This is a genomic window from Streptomyces sp. NPDC030814, assembly GCF_055572155.1.
Window position 1 is genome coordinate 464,625 of record NZ_JBVIDX010000002.1, and the last position, 17,405, is coordinate 482,029.

Annotated in this window: 21 protein-coding genes; 18 read left to right on the top strand and 3 right to left on the bottom strand. The window is 71.0% G+C overall.

What is annotated here, in order from left to right; genetic code table 11:
- Positions 1 to 44 precede the first annotated feature (44 nt).
- The 3 genes from ACZ43N_RS05375 to ACZ43N_RS05385 all read left to right on the top strand — a co-directional run bounded on the left by ACZ43N_RS05375 (position 45) and on the right by ACZ43N_RS05385 (position 2,244).
- Positions 45 to 1,385, top strand: a complete 1,341-nt coding sequence (locus tag ACZ43N_RS05375; protein WP_468095131.1) for a cation:proton antiporter domain-containing protein — start codon at positions 45 to 47, stop codon at positions 1,383 to 1,385.
- Between the two features lie 86 nt (positions 1,386 to 1,471).
- Positions 1,472 to 1,684 carry an MbtH family protein gene (locus ACZ43N_RS05380; RefSeq protein WP_468095133.1) on the top strand — a complete coding sequence of 71 codons (213 nt, stop codon included), beginning with the start codon at positions 1,472 to 1,474 and terminating at the stop codon, positions 1,682 to 1,684.
- Positions 1,684 to 2,244 (top strand): hypothetical protein, encoded by a 561-nt coding sequence (locus ACZ43N_RS05385; RefSeq protein ID WP_468095134.1) that lies wholly within the window; start codon positions 1,684 to 1,686, stop codon positions 2,242 to 2,244. Before ACZ43N_RS05380 ends, ACZ43N_RS05385 begins: the two co-directional genes overlap by 1 nt.
- Positions 2,245 to 2,348: 104 nt before the next feature.
- Here ACZ43N_RS05385 and ACZ43N_RS05390 read toward each other — a convergent pair whose 3' ends face one another.
- Entirely contained in the window at positions 2,349 to 2,984 is a 636-nt protein-coding gene (locus ACZ43N_RS05390) for a DUF6875 domain-containing protein (protein ID WP_468095136.1), read from the bottom strand.
- A gap of 209 nt (positions 2,985 to 3,193) precedes the next feature.
- On the opposite strand from ACZ43N_RS05390, the gene ACZ43N_RS05395 reads away from it, so the two are divergent.
- From ACZ43N_RS05395 to ACZ43N_RS05465, 15 genes are all read left to right on the top strand, one after another.
- A complete protein-coding gene (locus tag ACZ43N_RS05395) occupies positions 3,194 to 3,388 on the top strand; it encodes a ferredoxin (protein ID WP_358283414.1) in 195 nt (64 codons plus the stop codon).
- Between the two features lie 24 nt (positions 3,389 to 3,412).
- The gene (locus tag ACZ43N_RS05400) at positions 3,413 to 4,708 is read left to right on the top strand and encodes a cytochrome P450 family protein (RefSeq protein ID WP_468095138.1); all 1,296 of its coding nucleotides are present in this window, start codon (positions 3,413 to 3,415) and stop codon (positions 4,706 to 4,708) included.
- A 114-nt stretch (positions 4,709 to 4,822) separates the two neighbouring features.
- Complete coding sequence (locus tag ACZ43N_RS05405) at positions 4,823 to 5,152, top strand: transposase (RefSeq protein ID WP_468095139.1); 330 nt, start codon at positions 4,823 to 4,825, stop codon at positions 5,150 to 5,152.
- On the top strand, positions 5,152 to 5,736 hold the full coding sequence (locus ACZ43N_RS05410) for an IS3 family transposase (RefSeq protein WP_468095140.1): 585 nt from the start codon (positions 5,152 to 5,154) through the stop codon (positions 5,734 to 5,736). Before ACZ43N_RS05405 ends, ACZ43N_RS05410 begins: the two co-directional genes overlap by 1 nt.
- Positions 5,737 to 6,091: 355 nt before the next feature.
- Positions 6,092 to 8,299, top strand: coding sequence for a sensor histidine kinase (locus tag ACZ43N_RS05415; RefSeq protein WP_468095142.1), 2,208 nt, complete (start codon positions 6,092 to 6,094; stop codon positions 8,297 to 8,299).
- 80 nt (positions 8,300 to 8,379) lie between these two features.
- The gene (locus ACZ43N_RS05420; protein WP_468095143.1) at positions 8,380 to 8,811 is read left to right on the top strand and encodes a roadblock/LC7 domain-containing protein; all 432 of its coding nucleotides are present in this window, start codon (positions 8,380 to 8,382) and stop codon (positions 8,809 to 8,811) included.
- Positions 8,808 to 9,185, top strand: coding sequence for a DUF742 domain-containing protein (locus ACZ43N_RS05425; protein WP_468095144.1), 378 nt, complete (start codon positions 8,808 to 8,810; stop codon positions 9,183 to 9,185). The genes ACZ43N_RS05420 and ACZ43N_RS05425 overlap by 4 nt, the downstream gene beginning before the upstream one ends.
- Positions 9,163 to 9,762, top strand: a complete 600-nt coding sequence (locus tag ACZ43N_RS05430) for a GTP-binding protein (protein ID WP_468095146.1) — start codon at positions 9,163 to 9,165, stop codon at positions 9,760 to 9,762. Before ACZ43N_RS05425 ends, ACZ43N_RS05430 begins: the two co-directional genes overlap by 23 nt.
- Positions 9,759 to 10,316 carry a GAF domain-containing protein gene (locus ACZ43N_RS05435; protein WP_468095148.1) on the top strand — a complete coding sequence of 186 codons (558 nt, stop codon included), beginning with the start codon at positions 9,759 to 9,761 and terminating at the stop codon, positions 10,314 to 10,316. The genes ACZ43N_RS05430 and ACZ43N_RS05435 overlap by 4 nt, the downstream gene beginning before the upstream one ends.
- A 181-nt stretch (positions 10,317 to 10,497) precedes the next feature.
- Complete coding sequence (gene tdh, locus ACZ43N_RS05440) at positions 10,498 to 11,526, top strand: L-threonine 3-dehydrogenase (protein WP_468095519.1); 1,029 nt, start codon at positions 10,498 to 10,500, stop codon at positions 11,524 to 11,526.
- 138 nt (positions 11,527 to 11,664) lie between these two features.
- A complete protein-coding gene (locus ACZ43N_RS05445) occupies positions 11,665 to 12,864 on the top strand; it encodes a glycine C-acetyltransferase (RefSeq protein WP_468095149.1) in 1,200 nt (399 codons plus the stop codon).
- Between the two features lie 47 nt (positions 12,865 to 12,911).
- Positions 12,912 to 13,811 (top strand): LysR family transcriptional regulator, encoded by a 900-nt coding sequence (locus tag ACZ43N_RS05450; protein WP_468095150.1) that lies wholly within the window; start codon positions 12,912 to 12,914, stop codon positions 13,809 to 13,811.
- Between the two features lie 133 nt (positions 13,812 to 13,944).
- Positions 13,945 to 14,523, top strand: a complete 579-nt coding sequence (locus ACZ43N_RS05455) for a helix-turn-helix domain-containing protein (RefSeq protein WP_468095151.1) — start codon at positions 13,945 to 13,947, stop codon at positions 14,521 to 14,523.
- Positions 14,523 to 15,080 carry a GNAT family N-acetyltransferase gene (locus ACZ43N_RS05460; RefSeq protein WP_468095521.1) on the top strand — a complete coding sequence of 186 codons (558 nt, stop codon included), beginning with the start codon at positions 14,523 to 14,525 and terminating at the stop codon, positions 15,078 to 15,080. Before ACZ43N_RS05455 ends, ACZ43N_RS05460 begins: the two co-directional genes overlap by 1 nt.
- Positions 15,081 to 15,110: 30 nt before the next feature.
- Positions 15,111 to 15,485: an MmcQ/YjbR family DNA-binding protein gene (locus ACZ43N_RS05465; RefSeq protein WP_468095153.1), complete on the top strand. Its 375-nt coding sequence runs from the start codon at positions 15,111 to 15,113 to the stop codon at positions 15,483 to 15,485.
- 187 nt (positions 15,486 to 15,672) lie between these two features.
- Here ACZ43N_RS05465 and ACZ43N_RS05470 read toward each other — a convergent pair whose 3' ends face one another.
- Positions 15,673 to 16,593: a transketolase family protein gene (locus ACZ43N_RS05470; protein ID WP_468095155.1), complete on the bottom strand. Its 921-nt coding sequence runs from the start codon at positions 16,591 to 16,593 to the stop codon at positions 15,673 to 15,675.
- A gap of 64 nt (positions 16,594 to 16,657) precedes the next feature.
- Positions 16,658 to 17,377, bottom strand: coding sequence for a transketolase (locus ACZ43N_RS05475; protein WP_468095156.1), 720 nt, complete (start codon positions 17,375 to 17,377; stop codon positions 16,658 to 16,660).
- Positions 17,378 to 17,405 lie beyond the last annotated feature (28 nt).

A 17,405-nucleotide genomic window follows, 5' to 3' on the forward strand; every position in this document is an offset into this window, starting at 1 on the left:
GACGACCGCAGATCACCGAACCGCGTCATCGGGAGCGTACGGCTATGAGTACCCATCAGATGACCATGCTCTTCCTCGCCCTGGCCGCAATCTCGCTCCTGGCCTTCGCCGCCGGCGCCCTGGCCCGGCGGTTACGGCAGCCTCCCGTCATCGGCGAGGTGCTCCTCGGCGTGCTGCTGGGGCCGACACTGCTGAACGGCACCGTCTCCGACGCTTTGTTCCCCGAGGACATCCGGCCCTTCCTTGCCGCCCTCGCCAACATCGGCGTGGCCCTGTTCATGTTCGCCGTCGGCGCCGAGCTGGACGCGGGTCTGATGCGCGGACGCCGGTTCGTGGCGGGCACCGTCGCCGTCGGCTCCATCATCCTGCCGTTCCTGCTCGGCGCCCTGCTCGCCCTGTACCTGTTCGGCAACCACCCGACCGACGACCGGACGGGGTTCGTGCTGTTCATGGGAGCGGCGATGTCCGTGACCGCGTTCCCGGTGCTGGCCCGGATCCTCACCGACCGCGGCATGCAGCGCACCTGGCTGGGCACGGTCGCGCTGGCCTGCGCGGCGATCGACGACGTCCTGGCCTGGACCCTGCTGGCGGTGGTGGTGGCGATGAGCGGGGCGGGCACCGGCTCGCAGTGGCTCCTGCTGCTGTTCGTGCCGTACGTCGTGCTGATGTTCACCGTCGTGCGGCCCGGGCTGCGCCGCCTCCTGGAGCACCGGCGGCTCACCGGACCCGGCAACCCGGCCGCGATGGTCCTCACCCTCAGCGGCCTGCTGCTGTCGGCCGCCTTCACCGAGTGGATCGGCCTGCACTTCATCTTCGGCGCCTTCGTCTTCGGCGCGGTCATGCCGCGGCGCACCACCCGGGGCGAACCGTCGGACGTCACCGGCCAGGTACGTGAGCGCATCTCCTCCCTCAACGACTTCCTGCTGCTGCCGATGTTCTTCATCGTCGCGGGCCTGAAGGTGGACCTGTCCGGCATGAACGGCACGGACCTGCTGGAACTCGGCCTCATCCTGGCCGTCGCGGTGGGCGGCAAGTTCGTCGGCGCCTTCGCCGCGGCACGCGCCACCGGTATGCAGAACCGTCCGGCGACCGCGCTCGCCGTGCTGATCAACACGCGGGGCCTGACGGAACTCATCATCCTCACCGTCGGACTGCAACTGGGAGCGCTCGACGGCGAGCTGTACTCCATCATGGTCGTGATGGCCCTCGTCACCACGGCGATGGCCGGTCCCCTGCTCCAGGTGATCTACCCCGTACGCCCGGTTCCCCCGGGCACCGGCCCGGCTGTCCCGCCGGCGGGACGGACCGGTGGGGGACAAGAGACCTTCCTCACCGGCCCGGCGCCGGATAATGTGAATTCCGAGAACGCGCCGATCAGGGAATGACCGGCGCCCTGCGAACGTCATTTCCGTCGCCGCGATATTCCGCGGGAGAAATGCGTGTGTCCGCCGCCCTACTGAGGGAGCAGAGAATGTCCAATCCTTTTGACGACCCCGATGGCACGTTTCTCGTGCTCGTCAATGAAGAAGGCCAGCATTCGCTGTGGCCGGCCTTTGCCGAGGTGCCGGCGGGCTGGAACGTGGCCCTCGCGGAGACCGACCGGCAATCGTGCCTGGACTACGTCGAGGAGAACTGGACCGATATGCGCCCGCTCAGCCTCGTACGCCAGATGGGAGAAGCGTGATGGGCGACACCGTGGAGCCGTTCCTGCTGACCGAGGACGATCTCGAGGAGTCGTTCTTCGGCGAGGAGCCCAGCGTCGCGTACGACCCCGTCTTCCTCTCCGGTGACGAGTCCGGCCGGGTCCTCATCGATCTGATCAACACGCTCACGCACGGCTCCCACCCGGAGGCGGTGGACCACGCCGCCGGGCTCTACACCAACGTCGTCGGCTCGGTGGTCTTCCACCACGTCGCGCGGTTCCGCGGTGACACTGCCCAGCGGATCCTCCAGAAGTTCGCGGAAGCCCTGCACAAGTGCGACAGCTACCGCATGCAGCTGAACGACGGCATGCAGTTCGACGTGACCAAGGCTGCCGTCGAACCGCTCGAGAACACTGCCGGCGAGGGCCTCGTCACCCGGTGGGTGACGACCAGCGACGGCTACCGGATCGAGGGCTCCTGGGCGGTTGCCGTCAGCGGCGACATCCTCTCGTTCGTCAACGTGCGCCTGCCCGACCCGGCCGGGATCCACCGGCTGGCCCGCACCGCCCTGGAGCGCGTCGAGGCCGGGACTGCCTCCTGACCGGCGCGCACGGTTCCACCGGGCAGCGACCGGCCTCGGCGCGGTCGCGGACACGCGAGGCGGCGGGCCCCGAACCGGGCCCGCCGCCTCGGCGTTTCCGCGCGCTACGTCGGGTAGCCGTACGCCTGGGCCGCCCGCCGGTAGTGCTCCACCCGGAACCGGTCCTCGGTCTCCATCGCCTGCGGGGTGTAGAACTGCCCGAACTTCTCCCGGTACTTCTCGAACCAGTGCCGGTGCTCGGCCAGGAAGAAGATGTCGTGCAGGGCGATCGCGCGGATCGCCAGGACCGGGACCGGCGCCTTGCTCACCGCGAAGTCGGGGTTGCGGGCCGCCGGGACCTCACAGTTCTCGTGGAACTGTCCCACCATGAGGCCCTGCGCGACGAAGTCGTCCTTCACTCGCAGCTGCGCCTCGTCGAGCAGCTTCGTGTCCTCGGAGCGCAGGTCGGGCAGGGCGACGACCATCGCCCGCAGCATGGGGTTGCGGCCCTGCCAGGAGATGAGCCCGTACTCGCGCAGACTGCTGCGCGCGATCTCCTCGATGAGTTCGAGCGTGGGCGACTGACCGACGAACCGCATTCGTATCTCCATCGTCCGGTTCTTGCGCGAGGGCGCCACGAACGGGCAGATGGGGCCGATGCGGCCGATCTCCGGATGGCGGGCCGAAATGTATTCGGTCAGCCACGAGTCGACGGCGGCGAGCGTGGAGTCAATACTGACGGCACTTTCACCGGAACTCATGAAATGCAGCCTCTCAATCAGCGCTGGCGGGCATGAATTGTCTGCGGCTTGTCCCGCTGGCGGGACAAGCCGGATTGGCCCGGGGTGAGTCACGGACCAGCTTGCCCGATCGAAACTCACTGCACTAGCGTCGACCGCACGGTGCCGATATCGATGAGACGGCAAAATTCGTGCCCCTGCCCTCCAGAGAATTAAGAGGAGCCGCACACGTGCGCATCAGCATCGATCGAGACGGCTGTATCGGCAGCGGCCAATGCACGCTGACCGCCCCCGCCCTGTTCGCCCAGGACGACATGGGAATCGTCTACGTGCTGCCCGACGGCGCGGACGGCACGGAGGACCCATCGGTCCGTGAGGCCGAACTGGCCTGCCCCGTGCAGGCCATCACCGTCGCCGAGGACTGACGTCACGAGGAGAAGCCGAAGCGCATGTCCACGTCTCCCCCCGTTCCGCAGAACGACCTCGACGCAGAACCGCACGCGATGCACCCGGACCTGATGGCCGATCCGTTCGGCGGCTATGGACGCCTGCGGGAGCGGGCGCCCGTCGTGCACGGACGGTACCTCGACGGCACACCGGCCTGGTTCGTCACGCGCCACGACGACGTCCGCGCGCTGCTGCACGACCGCCGCCTGGTGAACACCCCGGCCTCGGTGCCCGGTGCGACGGGCGACGACCCGCGGCTGAAGATGATGGACATGCTCGCCATCCCCGAGGAGCTGCGTCCCTACCTGCTCGGTTCGATGCTCGACACCGATCCGCCCGAGCACACCCGGCTGCGTAAGCGGGTGCTGCGCGAGTTCACGGCCCGCCGGGTGATGGACATGCGGCCCCGGATCGAGGAGATCGCAGGCCGGCTGCTGGATGCCCTGCCGCGGCACGCCGTCGACGGGGCCACCGACCTCCTCGCGCACTACGCCTATCCGCTGTCGATCCAGGTCATCTGCAAGCTGGTGGGCGTCCCGGAGGCGGACAGCGACAGGTGGCAGCAGTGGGGCGAGGACCTGATCGCCATGCGGCCGGAACGCCTTGCCACCTCGTTCCCCGCGATGATCGAGCACACCCACCGGCTGATCGAGAAGCGCCGTGCCGACCTCGGCGACGACCTGCTCAGCGGACTCATCCGGAGCCAGGACGCGGCGGAGGTCGGCATCAGCGACATCGAGCTGGTCACCTTCGTGGTGACCCTGGTCCTCGCCGGCCACGAGACGACGGCCCACCTCATCAGCAACGGCACCGCCGCCCTGCTCTCCCACCCCGACCAGCTCGCCCACCTGCGCTCCCACCCCGAAGGGATGCCCGGCGCGGTGCACGAGCTGATGCGCTGGTGCGGGCCGGTCCAGACGAGCAGGCTGCGCTACGCCGCCGAGGACCTGGAGATCGCCGGCACCCGGATCCCGCGCGGCGACGCCGTGCTCCTCGTCTTCGTCTCGGCCAACTTCGATCCGCGCCGTTACACCGATCCAGACCGCCTTGACCTGCGCCGGCACCCCTCCGGCCAGGCCGAGAACCACCTCGGCTTCGGCCACGGGATCCACTACTGCCTGGGCGCCTCCCTCGCCAGGCTCGAAGCCGAGATCGCCTTCGGCTCACTGTTCGACCGCTACCCGGACGTCCGCCTCGCCCTGGAACCGGCTGAACTGGAACGGCGCGAGCGCATGCAGCTGCCCGGGCAGTGGCGCCTGACCCGGCTGCCGGTGGTTCTCCAGCCCGACCGTCCCTGAGCCCGGACTCGACGTGGGACTACGGCGAGAGTCCCACCGGAGCTGGTACTCGGCCAAGGAGGGACGTCGGATGGTCTGCCCTGGGTCTGATGGAGTCGGGTTGCTGGACAATTGATGATCCAGCAGCGTTCGGAGGCCGTGATGCCCCGCAGTTGTCCGCCCGAATCTCGCCGCAAGGTTCTCGATCTCGTCGCATCCGGAAGGAAGGTCGCTGAGGTCGCCCGGCTCCTGGGCATCAGCGACCAGACGATCTATGTCTGGCGTCGCCAGCACCTCATCGATACGGGGCAGTTGCCCGGCACGAACAGCAGCGACCTGTCCCAGCTCGCTGCGGCCCGCAAGCGTATCGCCGAGCTGGAGGCTGAGTTGGCCATCCACCGGCGGGCTGCCGTACTGCTGGGTGAGGTGACGTCCCCAAAAGGCGGTTCGAAGCCATCCGCGTGATGGCCCGTGAGCACCTGCCGGTGCAGCTGGCCTGCCGGGTGCATGTCGCCGAGTCCGGGTACTACGCCTGGCGGGACCGTCCGCCGTCGAACCGGCTGGTCAAGCACGCCTGCCTGACCGAGGCCATCGTGGGCATCCACACCGCCACCCGTGGTACCTGTGGCTCCCGCCGGGTGCACGCCGAGCTCCGTCTGGGCCTGATCATCCATGTCAACCACGGCACCGTGGAACTGCCGATGCAGCGCGCGGCCCATCTCGACCTCCAGGGCCGCCGGCCCAGCGGTGTGCTGCTGCAGGTCGGCCGCCGGGCGACGGACCGCCACCACGGTTCGGCCGGCGGTGTGCTGCGCGGCTCGAACGGCTCGCCCGGCCGCGGCGTGGCCAGGGTCACCCCCGCCTCGTGCGCGGCCCACATCGAGCGCTCGCCGGGCTCCGCCCAGGAGTGCATCGCCAGGTTGAACGTCGCGGCTGGACCGCGTGGCCCCCGGTCGGGGAACAACTCGACCTGGTCGCGGAGAACTGACCCCCCGCAAAAAGGGGCGACCGACATCGTCAACGCCGTGGGAATTCTCCCGACAGGGTGATTTCTGGATTGACGCCGAGGGTCGGGGAGCGCATTGCTTCCCGACCTTCGCTGTTTTTTGACGACCCGTTCTGAACGGCTCTGATCGACATGTTGTCGCACCAAGCACGCTGCAGGAACGCCTGTCCGAAGAATCATCGGTCTGTCGTGCGAAGCCTCATATCAGAGCGGCACGCTTTCCGGGGGTCTTTGTCAACTGCGCACCGCACATGACGCGTTGGCGACTACTGTGAGTTGCCGTCGGGCGACGCAGGGCCGAACTCCTCGACTCTCCCGACCGACACGCGATGGCGTATGCCCAAGTCGCCCAGACGCGGCACCCCCCCACAGCCAGACGGACCAGTACGAGGACGCTGATGTCTCACCTTCGCGCACCGGGCGCACGCGCAGACCGCCGTGAGGGCGGGCGGCACGGGCGGTCGGCCACCCGTGCCGTCCCCGTGCTGCCCGAGATCCACATACGGCCACAACTGCTGCGTCTGGCGGTCCTGCCCCCCACCGCGGTGGCCCTCAGCGCCTGTGCCGCCGTGCTCTTCACCGTCCGCGCCGGCGAGCACCGTCCCGGCGCCACGCTCTGGGCGGTGCTCGCCGGCACTGCCGCAGTGGCCCTCGCCGCCGTGCTGATCGCCGCCGTGGCCGCCGGCCGCACCGCCAGGTCCGTACGCGAACGCCTCGGCGCCCTGCGCGAGTCGAGCGCCAAAGGGGAGGAGGACCTGCGGGCCCTCGTCGAGGCACTGCGGCGCGGCGAACAGCCGCCCGCGCGCGGTCCGCGCCCCAAGACCGGCCCGGACGCCGACGACTTCGGGCTCCTCGCCGCCGAACTGGCCCGCTCCCACGACAGCGCCGTCACCGCCGTGGTCCAGGCCTCCCAGCTCTCCAGCCACGCCGGCAGCGAGCAGAAGCTGGAAGTCTTCGTGAACCTCGCCAGGCGCCTGCAGTCGCTGGTGCAGCGCGAGATCTCCATCCTCGACGACCTGGAGAACGACATCGAGGACCCTGACCTGCTCAAGGGCCTCTTCCACATCGACCACCTCGCCACCCGCATCCGCCGCCACGCAGAGAACCTCGCCGTCCTCGGCGGCGCCGTCTCCCGCCGCCAGTGGAGCAACCCCGTCCCCATGACCGAGGTGCTGCGCTCCGCGATCGCCGAGGTCGAGCAGTACTCACGGGTCAAGCTGGCGCCCCCCATCGACGGCACCCTGCGCGGCCACGCCGTCGCCGACGTCATCCACCTGCTGGCCGAACTCGTGGAGAACGCCACGGTGTTCTCCGCCCCCCACACCCAGGTCCTGCTCCGCGCCAACCTCGTCACCTCCGGACTCGCCGTCGAGGTGGAGGACCGCGGCCTCGGCATGCCCGTCACCGAGCAGAACAAGATGAACGCCCTGCTCGCCAACCCCGACCAGGTGAACGTCGCGAGCCTGCTCCAGGACGGCCGCATCGGTCTCTTCGTCGTCTCCCAGCTCGCCCGCCGCCACGGCATCCAGGTCCGGCTGCAGAGCAACATCTACGGCGGCGTCCAGGCCGCCTTCGTCGTCCCACAGGGACTGCTCGGCACCGAGCAGTCCGCCCCCGGCGACGTACCGCAGACCGAGTCCCGGGCCCGCCGGCCCACCGGCGTCCGGCCTCCTGCCAGCGGCCCGCGCCACGCGCCGCCCTCCTCCGGGCGGCGGACGGCCGCGCCCGGACCGTCGGACGGCTCCGCCGCCGCCCAGCAGTTCCCGACCACCTCGTCCGGCCGGCCGACGCAGTCCGCAGGCCCCGAGTCCGGCCCCGCCGCCCCGACTCCCGCCCGCCCGTCGGTGCCCCGGCAGCAGGGGCCGGGCAGAGGCGGTACGCAGCAGGGCTCGCACGCGGGCCGGGCCGACGGCGTGCAGAGCCCGGGCACCGGCCGGGGCAGTGGCCGGCAGGGTGCCGGCCGGGCCGGTGGCGGCATCACCCCGCTGCCCGTGCGTCGCGCGCGCGAGAACCGGCCCAACCCGTCCGAGGCGGTTCCCGGGGTCCGCCCCGAGGACCGGCGGACCGTGGACGGCAACACCACGGCGCCCCCCACCCCGCGCGTCGGCGGCACGGTCCGCGGCACCATGGGCAAACCCCAGCTGCCCCGACGCCGTGCGCAGCAGCACATCGTGCCTCAGCTGCGGGACGGCCCCCCGCCCACGTCCCGCCAGGACCCCGAGCACTACGTCGGTCACGACCCCGGGCTGATGGCCGCGTTCCAGCGTGGCATCGGCCTCGCCGAGGCCCGCCAGATGGAGAGCTCCGACTGGGACGCCGCCATGCTGGGCACGGCCTCCATGGACCTGACGCCCCCGCACACCGTCCCCCGCGGCGAGGCCGGACTCGGGGACCAGGACCGCAGGGACGCGACGTCACACCCCGGCGCGGACCCCACGGAAGCTCACCACAGGGAACCGGCCCCCATGGACCCGCGGCACAAGGACGCGACCCACCCCCTGAGCGGTCCCACCAGAGGCGCCGCCCCCGTAGCCGTACCGCCGTCGGCCCTCGACGCGGCACCCGATCTGACGACCCGGAATGACGGGAGCTCACCGGCCGGATGAACACCCCCCTGCCCACCCCCACCGCAGCCTCCACCCCCTCCGCTCCCGCTGACCTTCGGACCCCAAGGAGTCGATCCACCATGGCGAGCGATGCGCCGACCGGCCATGTATCCGATCTCGACTGGCTGATGAGCGGTCTCGTGCAGCGCGTACCGCACACCACGAGCGCGGTGCTGCTGTCCTGCGACGGGCTCGTGAAGTCGGTCCACGGCCTAGACCCGGACAGCGCCGACCACATGGCGGCCCTCGCCTCCGGCCTGTACTCCCTCGGACGCAGCGCGGGCGTCCGCTTCGGCGACGGCGGCGAAGTACGTCAGGTCGTCGTGGAACTCGACTCGGCCCTGCTGTTCGTCTCCACCGCGGGCTCCGGCACCTGCCTCGCCGTCCTCGCCGGACGCGAGGCCGACGCAGCGGTCCTCGGCTACGAGATGGCGATGCTGGTCAAGAGCGTCCGCCCCTATCTGGTCACCCAGCCCCGCCAGGCCGTCGAACCCTCGGCGATGAGGCCTTGAACGCGGCCGCGTCCGGCGACGGGCCCCTGTACGACGACGCCGCCGGGCGTCTCGTGCGGCCCTACACGGTCATCAACGGCCGGACCCGGCCGACCACCGCGCTCGATCTCCTCTCACAGGTGATGGCCACCGGGGCGACCCCCCTCGGCTATCTCGGCCCCGAACACGCACAGGCCCTCGACCTGTGCCGGGCACCTGTCTCGGTCGCCGAGGTCGCCGCCCACCTCAAGCTGCCGGCGGCGGTCACCAAGGTGCTGCTGTCCGACCTGGTCGACTGCGGGGCTCTCACCACGAAGCCCCCGGCCTTCCACCACACCCCGACAGACCGGTCTCTTCTGGAGGCAGTGCTCGATGGACTACGACGACAGCTCTGACCCCTTCCCCACCGCACTCAAGATCCTGGTGGCGGGAGGGTTCGGGGTAGGCAAGACGACCTTCGTCGGCGCGGTGAGCGAGATCGCCCCGCTGAGCACGGAGGAACTGCTCACCACGGTGAGCGCGGCGACCGACAGCCTCGAGGGCATCGAGAACAAGGTCGAGACGACCGTCGCCATGGACTTCGGCCGCATCACGCTCGACCCGCGGCATGTGCTCTATCTGTTCGGCACACCCGGACAGCAGCGCTTCTGGTTCATGTGGGACGAGCTCTCCGAAGGCGCCCTCGGCGCGGTCATCCTCGCCGACACCCGGCGTCTGGAGGACTGTTTCGCCGCCGTGGACTTCTTCGAACAGCGCGGCCTCGGATTCATCGTCGCCGTCAACGAGTTCGACGGGTCCTACCGCTACGACACCGAGGAGGTGCGGGCGGCGCTCGACCTCGACCCGGAGATCCCGGTCGTGTGCTGCGACGCCCGGATCTCCAGCTCGGGTGTGCAGACCCTGCTCACCCTGGTGCGGCACCTCCTCGCGCACACCCCGGCGCACCTTCCGACCCGTGGGGCCCACACGTGACGTACGACCCTCCTCGTCCCGTCGGCAGGCTGCTGCTCACCCCCGAGGACCGGGACGCCCCCGAGCGTGTGCGGCGGCTGCGCCGGCTGAGGCTCGGCGAGCACCCGGAGCCCGCCTTCGACGCCTTCGCGGACAGACTCGCCGCGGTCGCCTCGGTGCCGTATGCGATGGTCAACTTCATCGACGAGAACCGCCAGTTCTTCGCGGGCCTGCATGCCCCGTCGGAGGCCACGGGGGACGGCCCGGCGCTCGGGGCGGTCCGCCATCTGGCCCGCGACCAGGGGTTCTGCCCCCATGTGGTGGTCCGCCGCAAGGCGCTCGTCCTCGAGGACGTCTACGACTACCCGAGATTCGCCGGCAATCCGGTCGTCGACGATCACGGCATCCGCTCCTATCTGGGCGCACCGCTCATCGACCGTACGGGCCTCGCCCTCGGCACGGTCTGCGTGCTCGACGTACAGCCCCGGCCGTGGGGCAGGGGCGGCCTGGAGACCATCAAGGCGATGGCGGCGGAGCTGGCCGGGCGGATCGCGGTCCGGGACGCCCACCCCTGAGGACGCTCTTGCCCGGAGGAGCGGGCGGGGTGTGAAGGAAAGCTGCGGCGGAGGTTAAGAAAACCTCGATGGACCCCGGGTGCCGTCGTACGGCAGATTGCTCGGTGATCCCACCCCTCTCCCCGGTACGGGCGTGCTCGTCGTGCCCTGCCGCGGGACCGCACCCACAGGAGCCGTGGCGTTGAAGGCGCTGGTCAAGGAGAAGGCGGAGCCCGGGCTCCGGCTCGTGGACGTACCGGAGCCGGAGATCGGCCCCGGCGACGTACTGATCAAGGTGCTGCGGACCGGTATCTGCGGTACCGACCTGCACATCCGGTCCTGGGACGGCTGGGCCCGGCAGACCATCCGCACCCCGCTCGTCGTCGGCCACGAGTTCGTGGGCGAGGTCGTCGAGACCGGACATGACGTCGTGGACATCAAGGCCGGAGACCGGGTCAGCGGCGAGGGCCACCTGGTGTGCGGCAAGTGCCGCAACTGTCTCGCCGGGCGCCGCCATCTGTGCCGGGCCACCGTCGGCCTGGGCGTGGGGCGCGACGGCGCGTTCGCCGAGTACGTGGCGCTGCCCGCGTCCAATGTGTGGGTGCACCGGGCCCCCGTGGACCTGGACGTCGCGGCGATCTTCGACCCGTTCGGCAACGCCGTGCACACCGCGCTGTCCTTCCCGCTCGTCGGGGAGGACGTCCTCATCACCGGGGCGGGGCCGATCGGTCTGATGGCCGCCGCCGTCGCACGGCACGCCGGGGCCCGGCACGTCGTGGTCACGGACGTCAGCGAGGACCGGCTGGAGCTGGCCCGCAAGATCGGCGTCAGCCTGGCCATCGACGTCTCCGGGTCGAGCATCGCCGAGGGGCAGCGCGAACTCGGGCTGCGCGAGGGCTTCGACATCGGCCTGGAGATGTCGGGCAACCCCGCCGCGATGCGCGACATGATCGCCAACATGACGCACGGCGGCCGGATCGCCATGCTCGGACTGCCGTCCGAGGAGTTCGCCGTCGACTGGTCCCGGATCGTCACCTCCATGATCACGATCAAGGGCATCTACGGCCGCGAGATGTTCGAGACCTGGTACGCGATGTCGGTACTCCTGGAGGGCGGCCTCGACCTCGCCCCGGTGATCACCGGCCGCTACGGCTACCGCGACCACGAGGCCGCGTTCGCGGACGCGGCGAGCGGACGCGGCGGCAAGGTCATCCTCGACTGGACCGCGTGAGTCACCGGCCACCGCGGCGAGCCGGGTTCGTGAGCCGTCGGACCGTGAGCCGCTGGACGGCTTGAGCCACCGGACCACGTCAAGCCATCTGTATCTCCGGGCCCGTACCGCCGGGTCCGTATCCCTGGGAGCCTTCCGATGTTCGACTCCGTGCGCGACGACCTCCGCGCCACCCTCGACGAGATCCGCGCCGCCGGACTGCACAAGCCCGAGCGTGTCATCGGCACCCCGCAGTCCGCGACGGTGAACGTCACCGCGGGCGGCCGCCCCGGCGAGGTGCTCAACTTCTGCGCGAACAACTACCTCGGTCTCGCCGACCACCCCGAGGTGGTCGCCGCCGCCCACGAGGCCCTCGACCGCTGGGGCTACGGCATGGCCTCCGTCCGCTTCATCTGCGGAACGCAGGAGGTGCACAAGGAGCTGGAGGCCCGGCTGTCGGCGTTCCTCGGCCAGGAGGACACGATCCTGTACTCCTCCTGCTTCGACGCCAACGGCGGGGTCTTCGAGACCCTCCTCGGCGCCGAGGACGCGGTGATCTCCGACGCCCTCAACCACGCCTCCATCATCGACGGCATCCGCCTGTCGAAGGCACGCCGTTTCCGCTACGCCAACCGCGATCTCGCCGACCTGGAACGTCAGTTGAAGGAGGCGACGGAGGGCGGCGCCCGCCGGAAGCTGATCGTCACCGACGGCGTCTTCTCCATGGACGGCTATGTGGCCCCGCTCCGCGAGATCTGCGATCTCGCCGACCGCCACGACGCCATGGTGATGGTCGACGACTCGCACGCCGTCGGCTTCACCGGTCCCGGCGGCCGCGGCACCCCCGAGCTGCACGGCGTCATGGATCGCGTCGACATCATCACCGGCACCCTCGGCAAGGCGCTCGGCGGCGCCTCCGGCGGTTATGTCGCCGCGCGCGCCGAGATCGTCGCCCTGCTGCGCCAGCGCTCCCGCCCGTACCTGTTCTCGAACACCCTCGCCCCGGTGATCGCCGCGGCCTCCCTGAAGGTCCTCGACCTCCTCGAATCGGCCGACGACCTGCGGGTCAGGCTCGCCGAGAACACCGCGCTGTTCCGACGCCGGATGACCGAGGAGGGCTTCGACCTCCTCCCCGGCGACCACCCCATCGCTCCCGTGATGATCGGGGACGCGGCGAAGGCGGGCCGACTGGCGGAGCTGCTCCTGGAGCGCGGTGTGTATGTGATCGGCTTCTCCTACCCGGTCGTCCCGCAGGGCCAGGCCCGTATCCGCGTGCAGCTGTCCGCCGCGCACTCGACGGACGACGTGAACCGGGCGGTGGACGCGTTCGTCGCGGCCCGGACCGAGCTGGAGGGCTGAGCGGGACCCGTTCAGGGGAAAAGCGGGGATTTGAGAGAATCGGTCCCATGATCGAGGCGCGGCGGCTCCACATCCTCCGTGCGGTGGCCGACCACCGTACGGTGACGGCGGCTGCCGCCGCGCTCTATCTCACCCCCTCCGCCGTCTCCCAGCAGCTCACCGCGCTGGAGCAGGAGACCGGCCACCGGCTGGTCGAGCGGAGCGCGAAGGGCGTACGGCTCACCCCGGCCGGCGAGATCCTGCTGAACCACACCAACGCCGTCCTCGCCCAGCTGGAGCGGGCCGAGGCGGAGCTGGCCGCGTACAGCTCCGGTGCGGCCGGTACGGTCACGGTCGCCGCCTTCGCCACGGGGATCGCACAGGTCGTCGCGCCCGCCGTGGCGCGCCTCGCGATCTCGTCCCCCGGCATCCGGATCCGCGTCCAGGACGCCGAAGGGGACGCCAGCCTTCCGATGGTCCTGGACCGGCAGGTCGACATAGCGGTGGCCGTCGAGTACCGGGGCGCCCCGGCCGCCGACGACCCCCGCCTCACTCACGTCCCGCTCTACGCCGAGCCCTTCGACGCGGTCGTACCCCTGACCCATCGGCTGGCCGACGCCGAGGAGGTGCCGCTCGCCGAACTGGCCAAGGACCCGTGGATCGGCCCGTACCCCGGCAACCCCTGCCATGACGTGGTGGTCCTGGCCTGCGAGAACGCCGGCTTCCAGCCCCGCCTGGAACACTCCTCCGACGACTTCCGCGCCGTCGTCGCCCTGGCCTCGGCCGACGCGGGTGTGGCCCTCGTTCCCCGCTCCGCCCTGCGCGGCATGGACCTGACCGGGGTGGTCGTCCGCCCGGTCGACGGCGTGGCCCCGACCCGACGTGTCTTCGCCGCGGTGCGGCGCGGCGCCGAGGGGCACCCGCTGATCAGCCCGGTGCTGGAAGCGCTGGGGGAGGCGGCGGGGTAGGCGGCGGAGGCTGCCGCAGCCTACGGGTCGGAGGCAGAAGGCCGGCCAGTGCCGCTCGGCGAGGGGCGCCGGGAGCGCGCGTGGTGCCCGGCCCCTTCATGTCTTGTCTCGTTTCTGGGATAGCATCCCGAATATGGGAACGATGGAAGAGGTGCTGGATCCTGTCGACGTCCGCCTCGGCGCTCGTCTCGCCGAGCTGCGGGCCGAACGCGGCTGGTCCCTGGGGGAACTGGCGGAGCGCAGCGGGGTGAGCCGTTCGACGTTGTCCCGAGCCGAGCGGGCCGAGACCAGCCCGACCGCAGCGCTGCTGAACCGCCTCTGCCGCGTCTACGGCCGGACCATGTCCCAGCTGCTCAGTGAGGTGGAGGCCGAGCCCGTCACCGTCGTCCGCGCCGCCGACCAGGCCGTATGGGAGGACAAGGCTTCCGGCTTCGTACGGCGGTCCGTGTCGCCGCCCGCGGCGGGACTGTGCGGAGAACTGGTCGAGGGGCGGCTGAAGGCGGGCGCCGACCTGGCGTACGACGGCCCGTCCGTTCCCGGTCTGGAACAGCACATCTGGGTCCTCGATGGAGCCCTCCGAGTGACCGACCGTGGCGTGGAGCACCAACTGGCCGCCGGTGACTGTCTGCGGATGCGCGTCTGGGGGCCGGTGCGGTTCAGATGTCCGGGGCCGCAGGACGTGCGGTACGCGCTGGTGGTGGTCGAACCGTGATGGCGATCGAGCGGCTCGACGACCATCCTCGACTGCTGTCGGTCGTCGGGGAGTTGGCCGATCTGCTGGTCCGCACCGTCAACGGCGGAGCCTCCGTCGGTTTTCTCGCGCCGCTCGACCGCGCGGCGGCGGTCGCCTGGTGGCGGGGGCGCGTCGAGGCGGTCCGGACGGGTGAACTCGCCGTATGGGTGGCACGTGACGACGACCGGCTGATCGGCACGGTGAGCCTCGCCTTCCCGGACAAGCCCAACAGCCGCCACCGGGCCGAGCTGGTGAAACTGATGGTCCACCCGGACGGGCGAGGGAGGGGCGTCGGCAAGGCACTGCTCGCGACCGCCGAGCGGGCGGCCCTCGACGCCGGCGTCACCCTGCTCCACCTGGACACGGAGACCGACAGCCCGGCCGAGTACCTCTACGCGAAGGCCGGTTGGACCCGGATCGGGGCGATCCCCGACTACGCGGAGGACCCGCACGGGAGCCTGCGGCCGACGTCGATCTACTACAAGCGGGTCGGGGCGGCCGGTGACGCAGCGGGGGCACCGGCTCCCACCGGGTGATTGTCAGTGGTGGCGGCTACTGTGCGTCGCATGCCGGATGCTGAAGACGTACGACGTGTCGCCCTCTCGCTGCCCGACACCACCGAGAAGGTCGCCTGGAGCATGCCCACCTTCCGGGTCGCGGGGAAGATGTTCGCCACGCTGCCCGAGGACGAGACGTCCATCGCGGTGCGCTGCCCCAAGGAGGAGCGCGACGAACTGGTGCTGGCCGAGCCCGAGAAGTTCTGGATCGCCGATCACGAGGCCGGTTTCGCCTGGGTGCGGGTGCGGTTGTCCGCCCTGGAGGACGAGCCGGAGCTGCGGGACATCCTCGCCGACTCCTGGCGCCAGGCGGCCCCGAGCCGACTCCTCGACGCCTACCCGGATGTGGGGATACCGGCTGCCGACCAGGAGCAGCCCGGGTGAGCTTCATGGTTGAGCCGCAGGGGTTTGCGCGGCCCCTTCGGGGGCCGCTGGAGTGATCGTTCGCGGCGCCGTCGCAGGGATGGACGCGCCGCCGCGCGTACGCCTCTGACCGGTCGGTCCGTGCCACGGGGGGCGGCGTCGGTCGGGCCCGGCCTCAGGGGGCCGGGCCCGGTGGCGGGGTGGGGCGTCAGACGCCGACCCGTGCTTCGACGAAGCCGCCGATCCGCTCCCGCAGCGAGCTCGCGTCCAAGCCGTGCGCGGTCACGTGCTCCTCGATCTGCCCGTACCGCCGCAGCTCCGGGCGACCGACCCCGAGTCCCAGCACCCGGTGCGGCACATCGGCGAGCGCGTCGTTCGCGGCAGCCGTGGAGGTGCCCGCCAGATACGGCTCGACGAGCACCACATCGGTCCCGGCACCCTCGGTCGCCCGGCGCAGCGCCGCCGCGTCGAAGGGGCGCACGGTGGTCGCGTAGAACACCGTCACATCGAGACCCTCCGTCGCCGCGAGGACGGCGTCGAGCATCGGCCCGACGGCGACGACGACCCCGCGGCGTCCCTCGCGCACGGTGAGGAACCGCTCCCCGTCCACTGCCAGTGCCCGCCCGTTCGACTGCACGGACAGCCGGACGTACACCTTGTCGTCCTTGCCCTCGCCGGCGCCGACGGCGTGGCGAAGCAGCGTCTCGGCCTCGTCGGGATGGCCCGGCACATGCACCGTCCAGCCGTCGAGTGTGTCGAGCAGGGCCACATCGCCCGGTGCCATGTGCGTGTAGCCGCCGGCGGGCCAGTCGAAGGAGGCGGCGGCGCTGACCAGTACCGCGCCCACGGCCTGGTGCCCGAGATCCAGCTTGACCTGTTCGAAGGGCCGCTCCACCAGGAAGCTGGCGAAGGTGTGCATCACCGGTCGCATCCCGGTCAGGGCGAGTCCCGCGCCCGCGCCGATCAGCAGTTGCTCGCGGATGCCGACATTGACGACCCGGTCCGGATGGCGCCGCTCCGCCTCCGCGAAGCCGTCCCTGCCGATCTCGGCGAGGACCAGCGCGACCCTGGGGTCCTCGTCGAGCAGCCGGGAGACGACAGGGGCGAAGCGTTCACGCATGGTGTCCATGAGCGCGGAGTGTCCTTTCGGAAGAGTGGCGACAAGGGGAGGGGAGCGGGAGGGGCGGCAGGTGTCAGGTCTGCCGCGGGCCGGGGGCGTTCTTGGGCTCCACGCGGGCCACCACCACTCGGGGGCGGCCCGGATGCGGTGCGGTGAAGGCGGCGTGGAGCGCCTCGTGGTCCCGGCCGTCCACCGTCTCGGCGGACCAGCCCGCCGCCTCGAACCGCGCGGCGATGCCGCCGGGCCGCGCATGGCTGGCGGACGAGTTGTCGATCACGACGGTGTGCAGCCGGTCGAGCCCGGCCGGTCCGGCGAACGCGATCGCCTCGTGATTGCTGCCCTCGTCCAGCTCGGCGTCCCCGATGAGCACCCACACCGCAGGATCGGGCCGCCCCTGGGCCCGCAGACCGAGCGCCGTCCCCACCGCGAGCGGCAGGCCGTGCCCGAGCGAGCCGCTGCCGATCTCGGCGCCCGGCACCAGCACCCGGTCCGGATGGTGGCCGAGCCGGGAGTCGTACGAGCCGAAGCCGGGCAGCCAGTCGACCGGCACGAAGCCCTTGGCGGCCAGCACCGCGTAGTACGCCATCGGCCCATGCCCCTTGGACAGCAGGAACCGGTCGCGGCCCGGGTCGTCCATCCGCTCGGGCCCCACCCGTAGCACCCGGTCGTACAGCACCCACAGCGCGTCCAGCGTGGACGTGGCCGCCGGGCCGTGCTTCTCGGCGCCCGTCATCAGCGCCATCAGTGCGGGTAGATCCGTGAAACCGTAAGTACGTTCCGTCGTGGTCGTCATGCACACGAGCGTGCTACCTCAACCAAAC

Bases quoted from the DNA above. Each gene is read 5' to 3' on its own strand.
- ACZ43N_RS05375 (WP_468095131.1), top strand. From the start codon at position 45: ATGAGTACCCATCAGATGACCATGCTCTTCCTCGCCCTGGCCGCAATC.
- ACZ43N_RS05380 (WP_468095133.1), top strand. From the start codon at position 1,472: ATGTCCAATCCTTTTGACGACCCCGATGGCACGTTTCTCGTGCTCGTC.
- ACZ43N_RS05385 (WP_468095134.1), top strand. From the start codon at position 1,684: ATGGGCGACACCGTGGAGCCGTTCCTGCTGACCGAGGACGATCTCGAG.
- ACZ43N_RS05390 (WP_468095136.1), bottom strand. From the start codon at position 2,984: ATGAGTTCCGGTGAAAGTGCCGTCAGTATTGACTCCACGCTCGCCGCC.
- ACZ43N_RS05400 (WP_468095138.1), top strand. From the start codon at position 3,413: ATGTCCACGTCTCCCCCCGTTCCGCAGAACGACCTCGACGCAGAACCG.
- ACZ43N_RS05405 (WP_468095139.1), top strand. From the start codon at position 4,823: ATGATCCAGCAGCGTTCGGAGGCCGTGATGCCCCGCAGTTGTCCGCCC.
- ACZ43N_RS05410 (WP_468095140.1), top strand. From the start codon at position 5,152: ATGGCCCGTGAGCACCTGCCGGTGCAGCTGGCCTGCCGGGTGCATGTC.
- ACZ43N_RS05415 (WP_468095142.1), top strand. From the start codon at position 6,092: ATGTCTCACCTTCGCGCACCGGGCGCACGCGCAGACCGCCGTGAGGGC.
- ACZ43N_RS05420 (WP_468095143.1), top strand. From the start codon at position 8,380: ATGGCGAGCGATGCGCCGACCGGCCATGTATCCGATCTCGACTGGCTG.
- ACZ43N_RS05430 (WP_468095146.1), top strand. From the start codon at position 9,163: ATGGACTACGACGACAGCTCTGACCCCTTCCCCACCGCACTCAAGATC.
- ACZ43N_RS05445 (WP_468095149.1), top strand. From the start codon at position 11,665: ATGTTCGACTCCGTGCGCGACGACCTCCGCGCCACCCTCGACGAGATC.
- ACZ43N_RS05450 (WP_468095150.1), top strand. From the start codon at position 12,912: ATGATCGAGGCGCGGCGGCTCCACATCCTCCGTGCGGTGGCCGACCAC.
- ACZ43N_RS05455 (WP_468095151.1), top strand. From the start codon at position 13,945: ATGGGAACGATGGAAGAGGTGCTGGATCCTGTCGACGTCCGCCTCGGC.
- ACZ43N_RS05460 (WP_468095521.1), top strand. From the start codon at position 14,523: ATGGCGATCGAGCGGCTCGACGACCATCCTCGACTGCTGTCGGTCGTC.
- ACZ43N_RS05465 (WP_468095153.1), top strand. From the start codon at position 15,111: ATGCCGGATGCTGAAGACGTACGACGTGTCGCCCTCTCGCTGCCCGAC.
- ACZ43N_RS05470 (WP_468095155.1), bottom strand. From the start codon at position 16,593: ATGGACACCATGCGTGAACGCTTCGCCCCTGTCGTCTCCCGGCTGCTC.
- ACZ43N_RS05475 (WP_468095156.1), bottom strand. From the start codon at position 17,377: ATGACGACCACGACGGAACGTACTTACGGTTTCACGGATCTACCCGCA.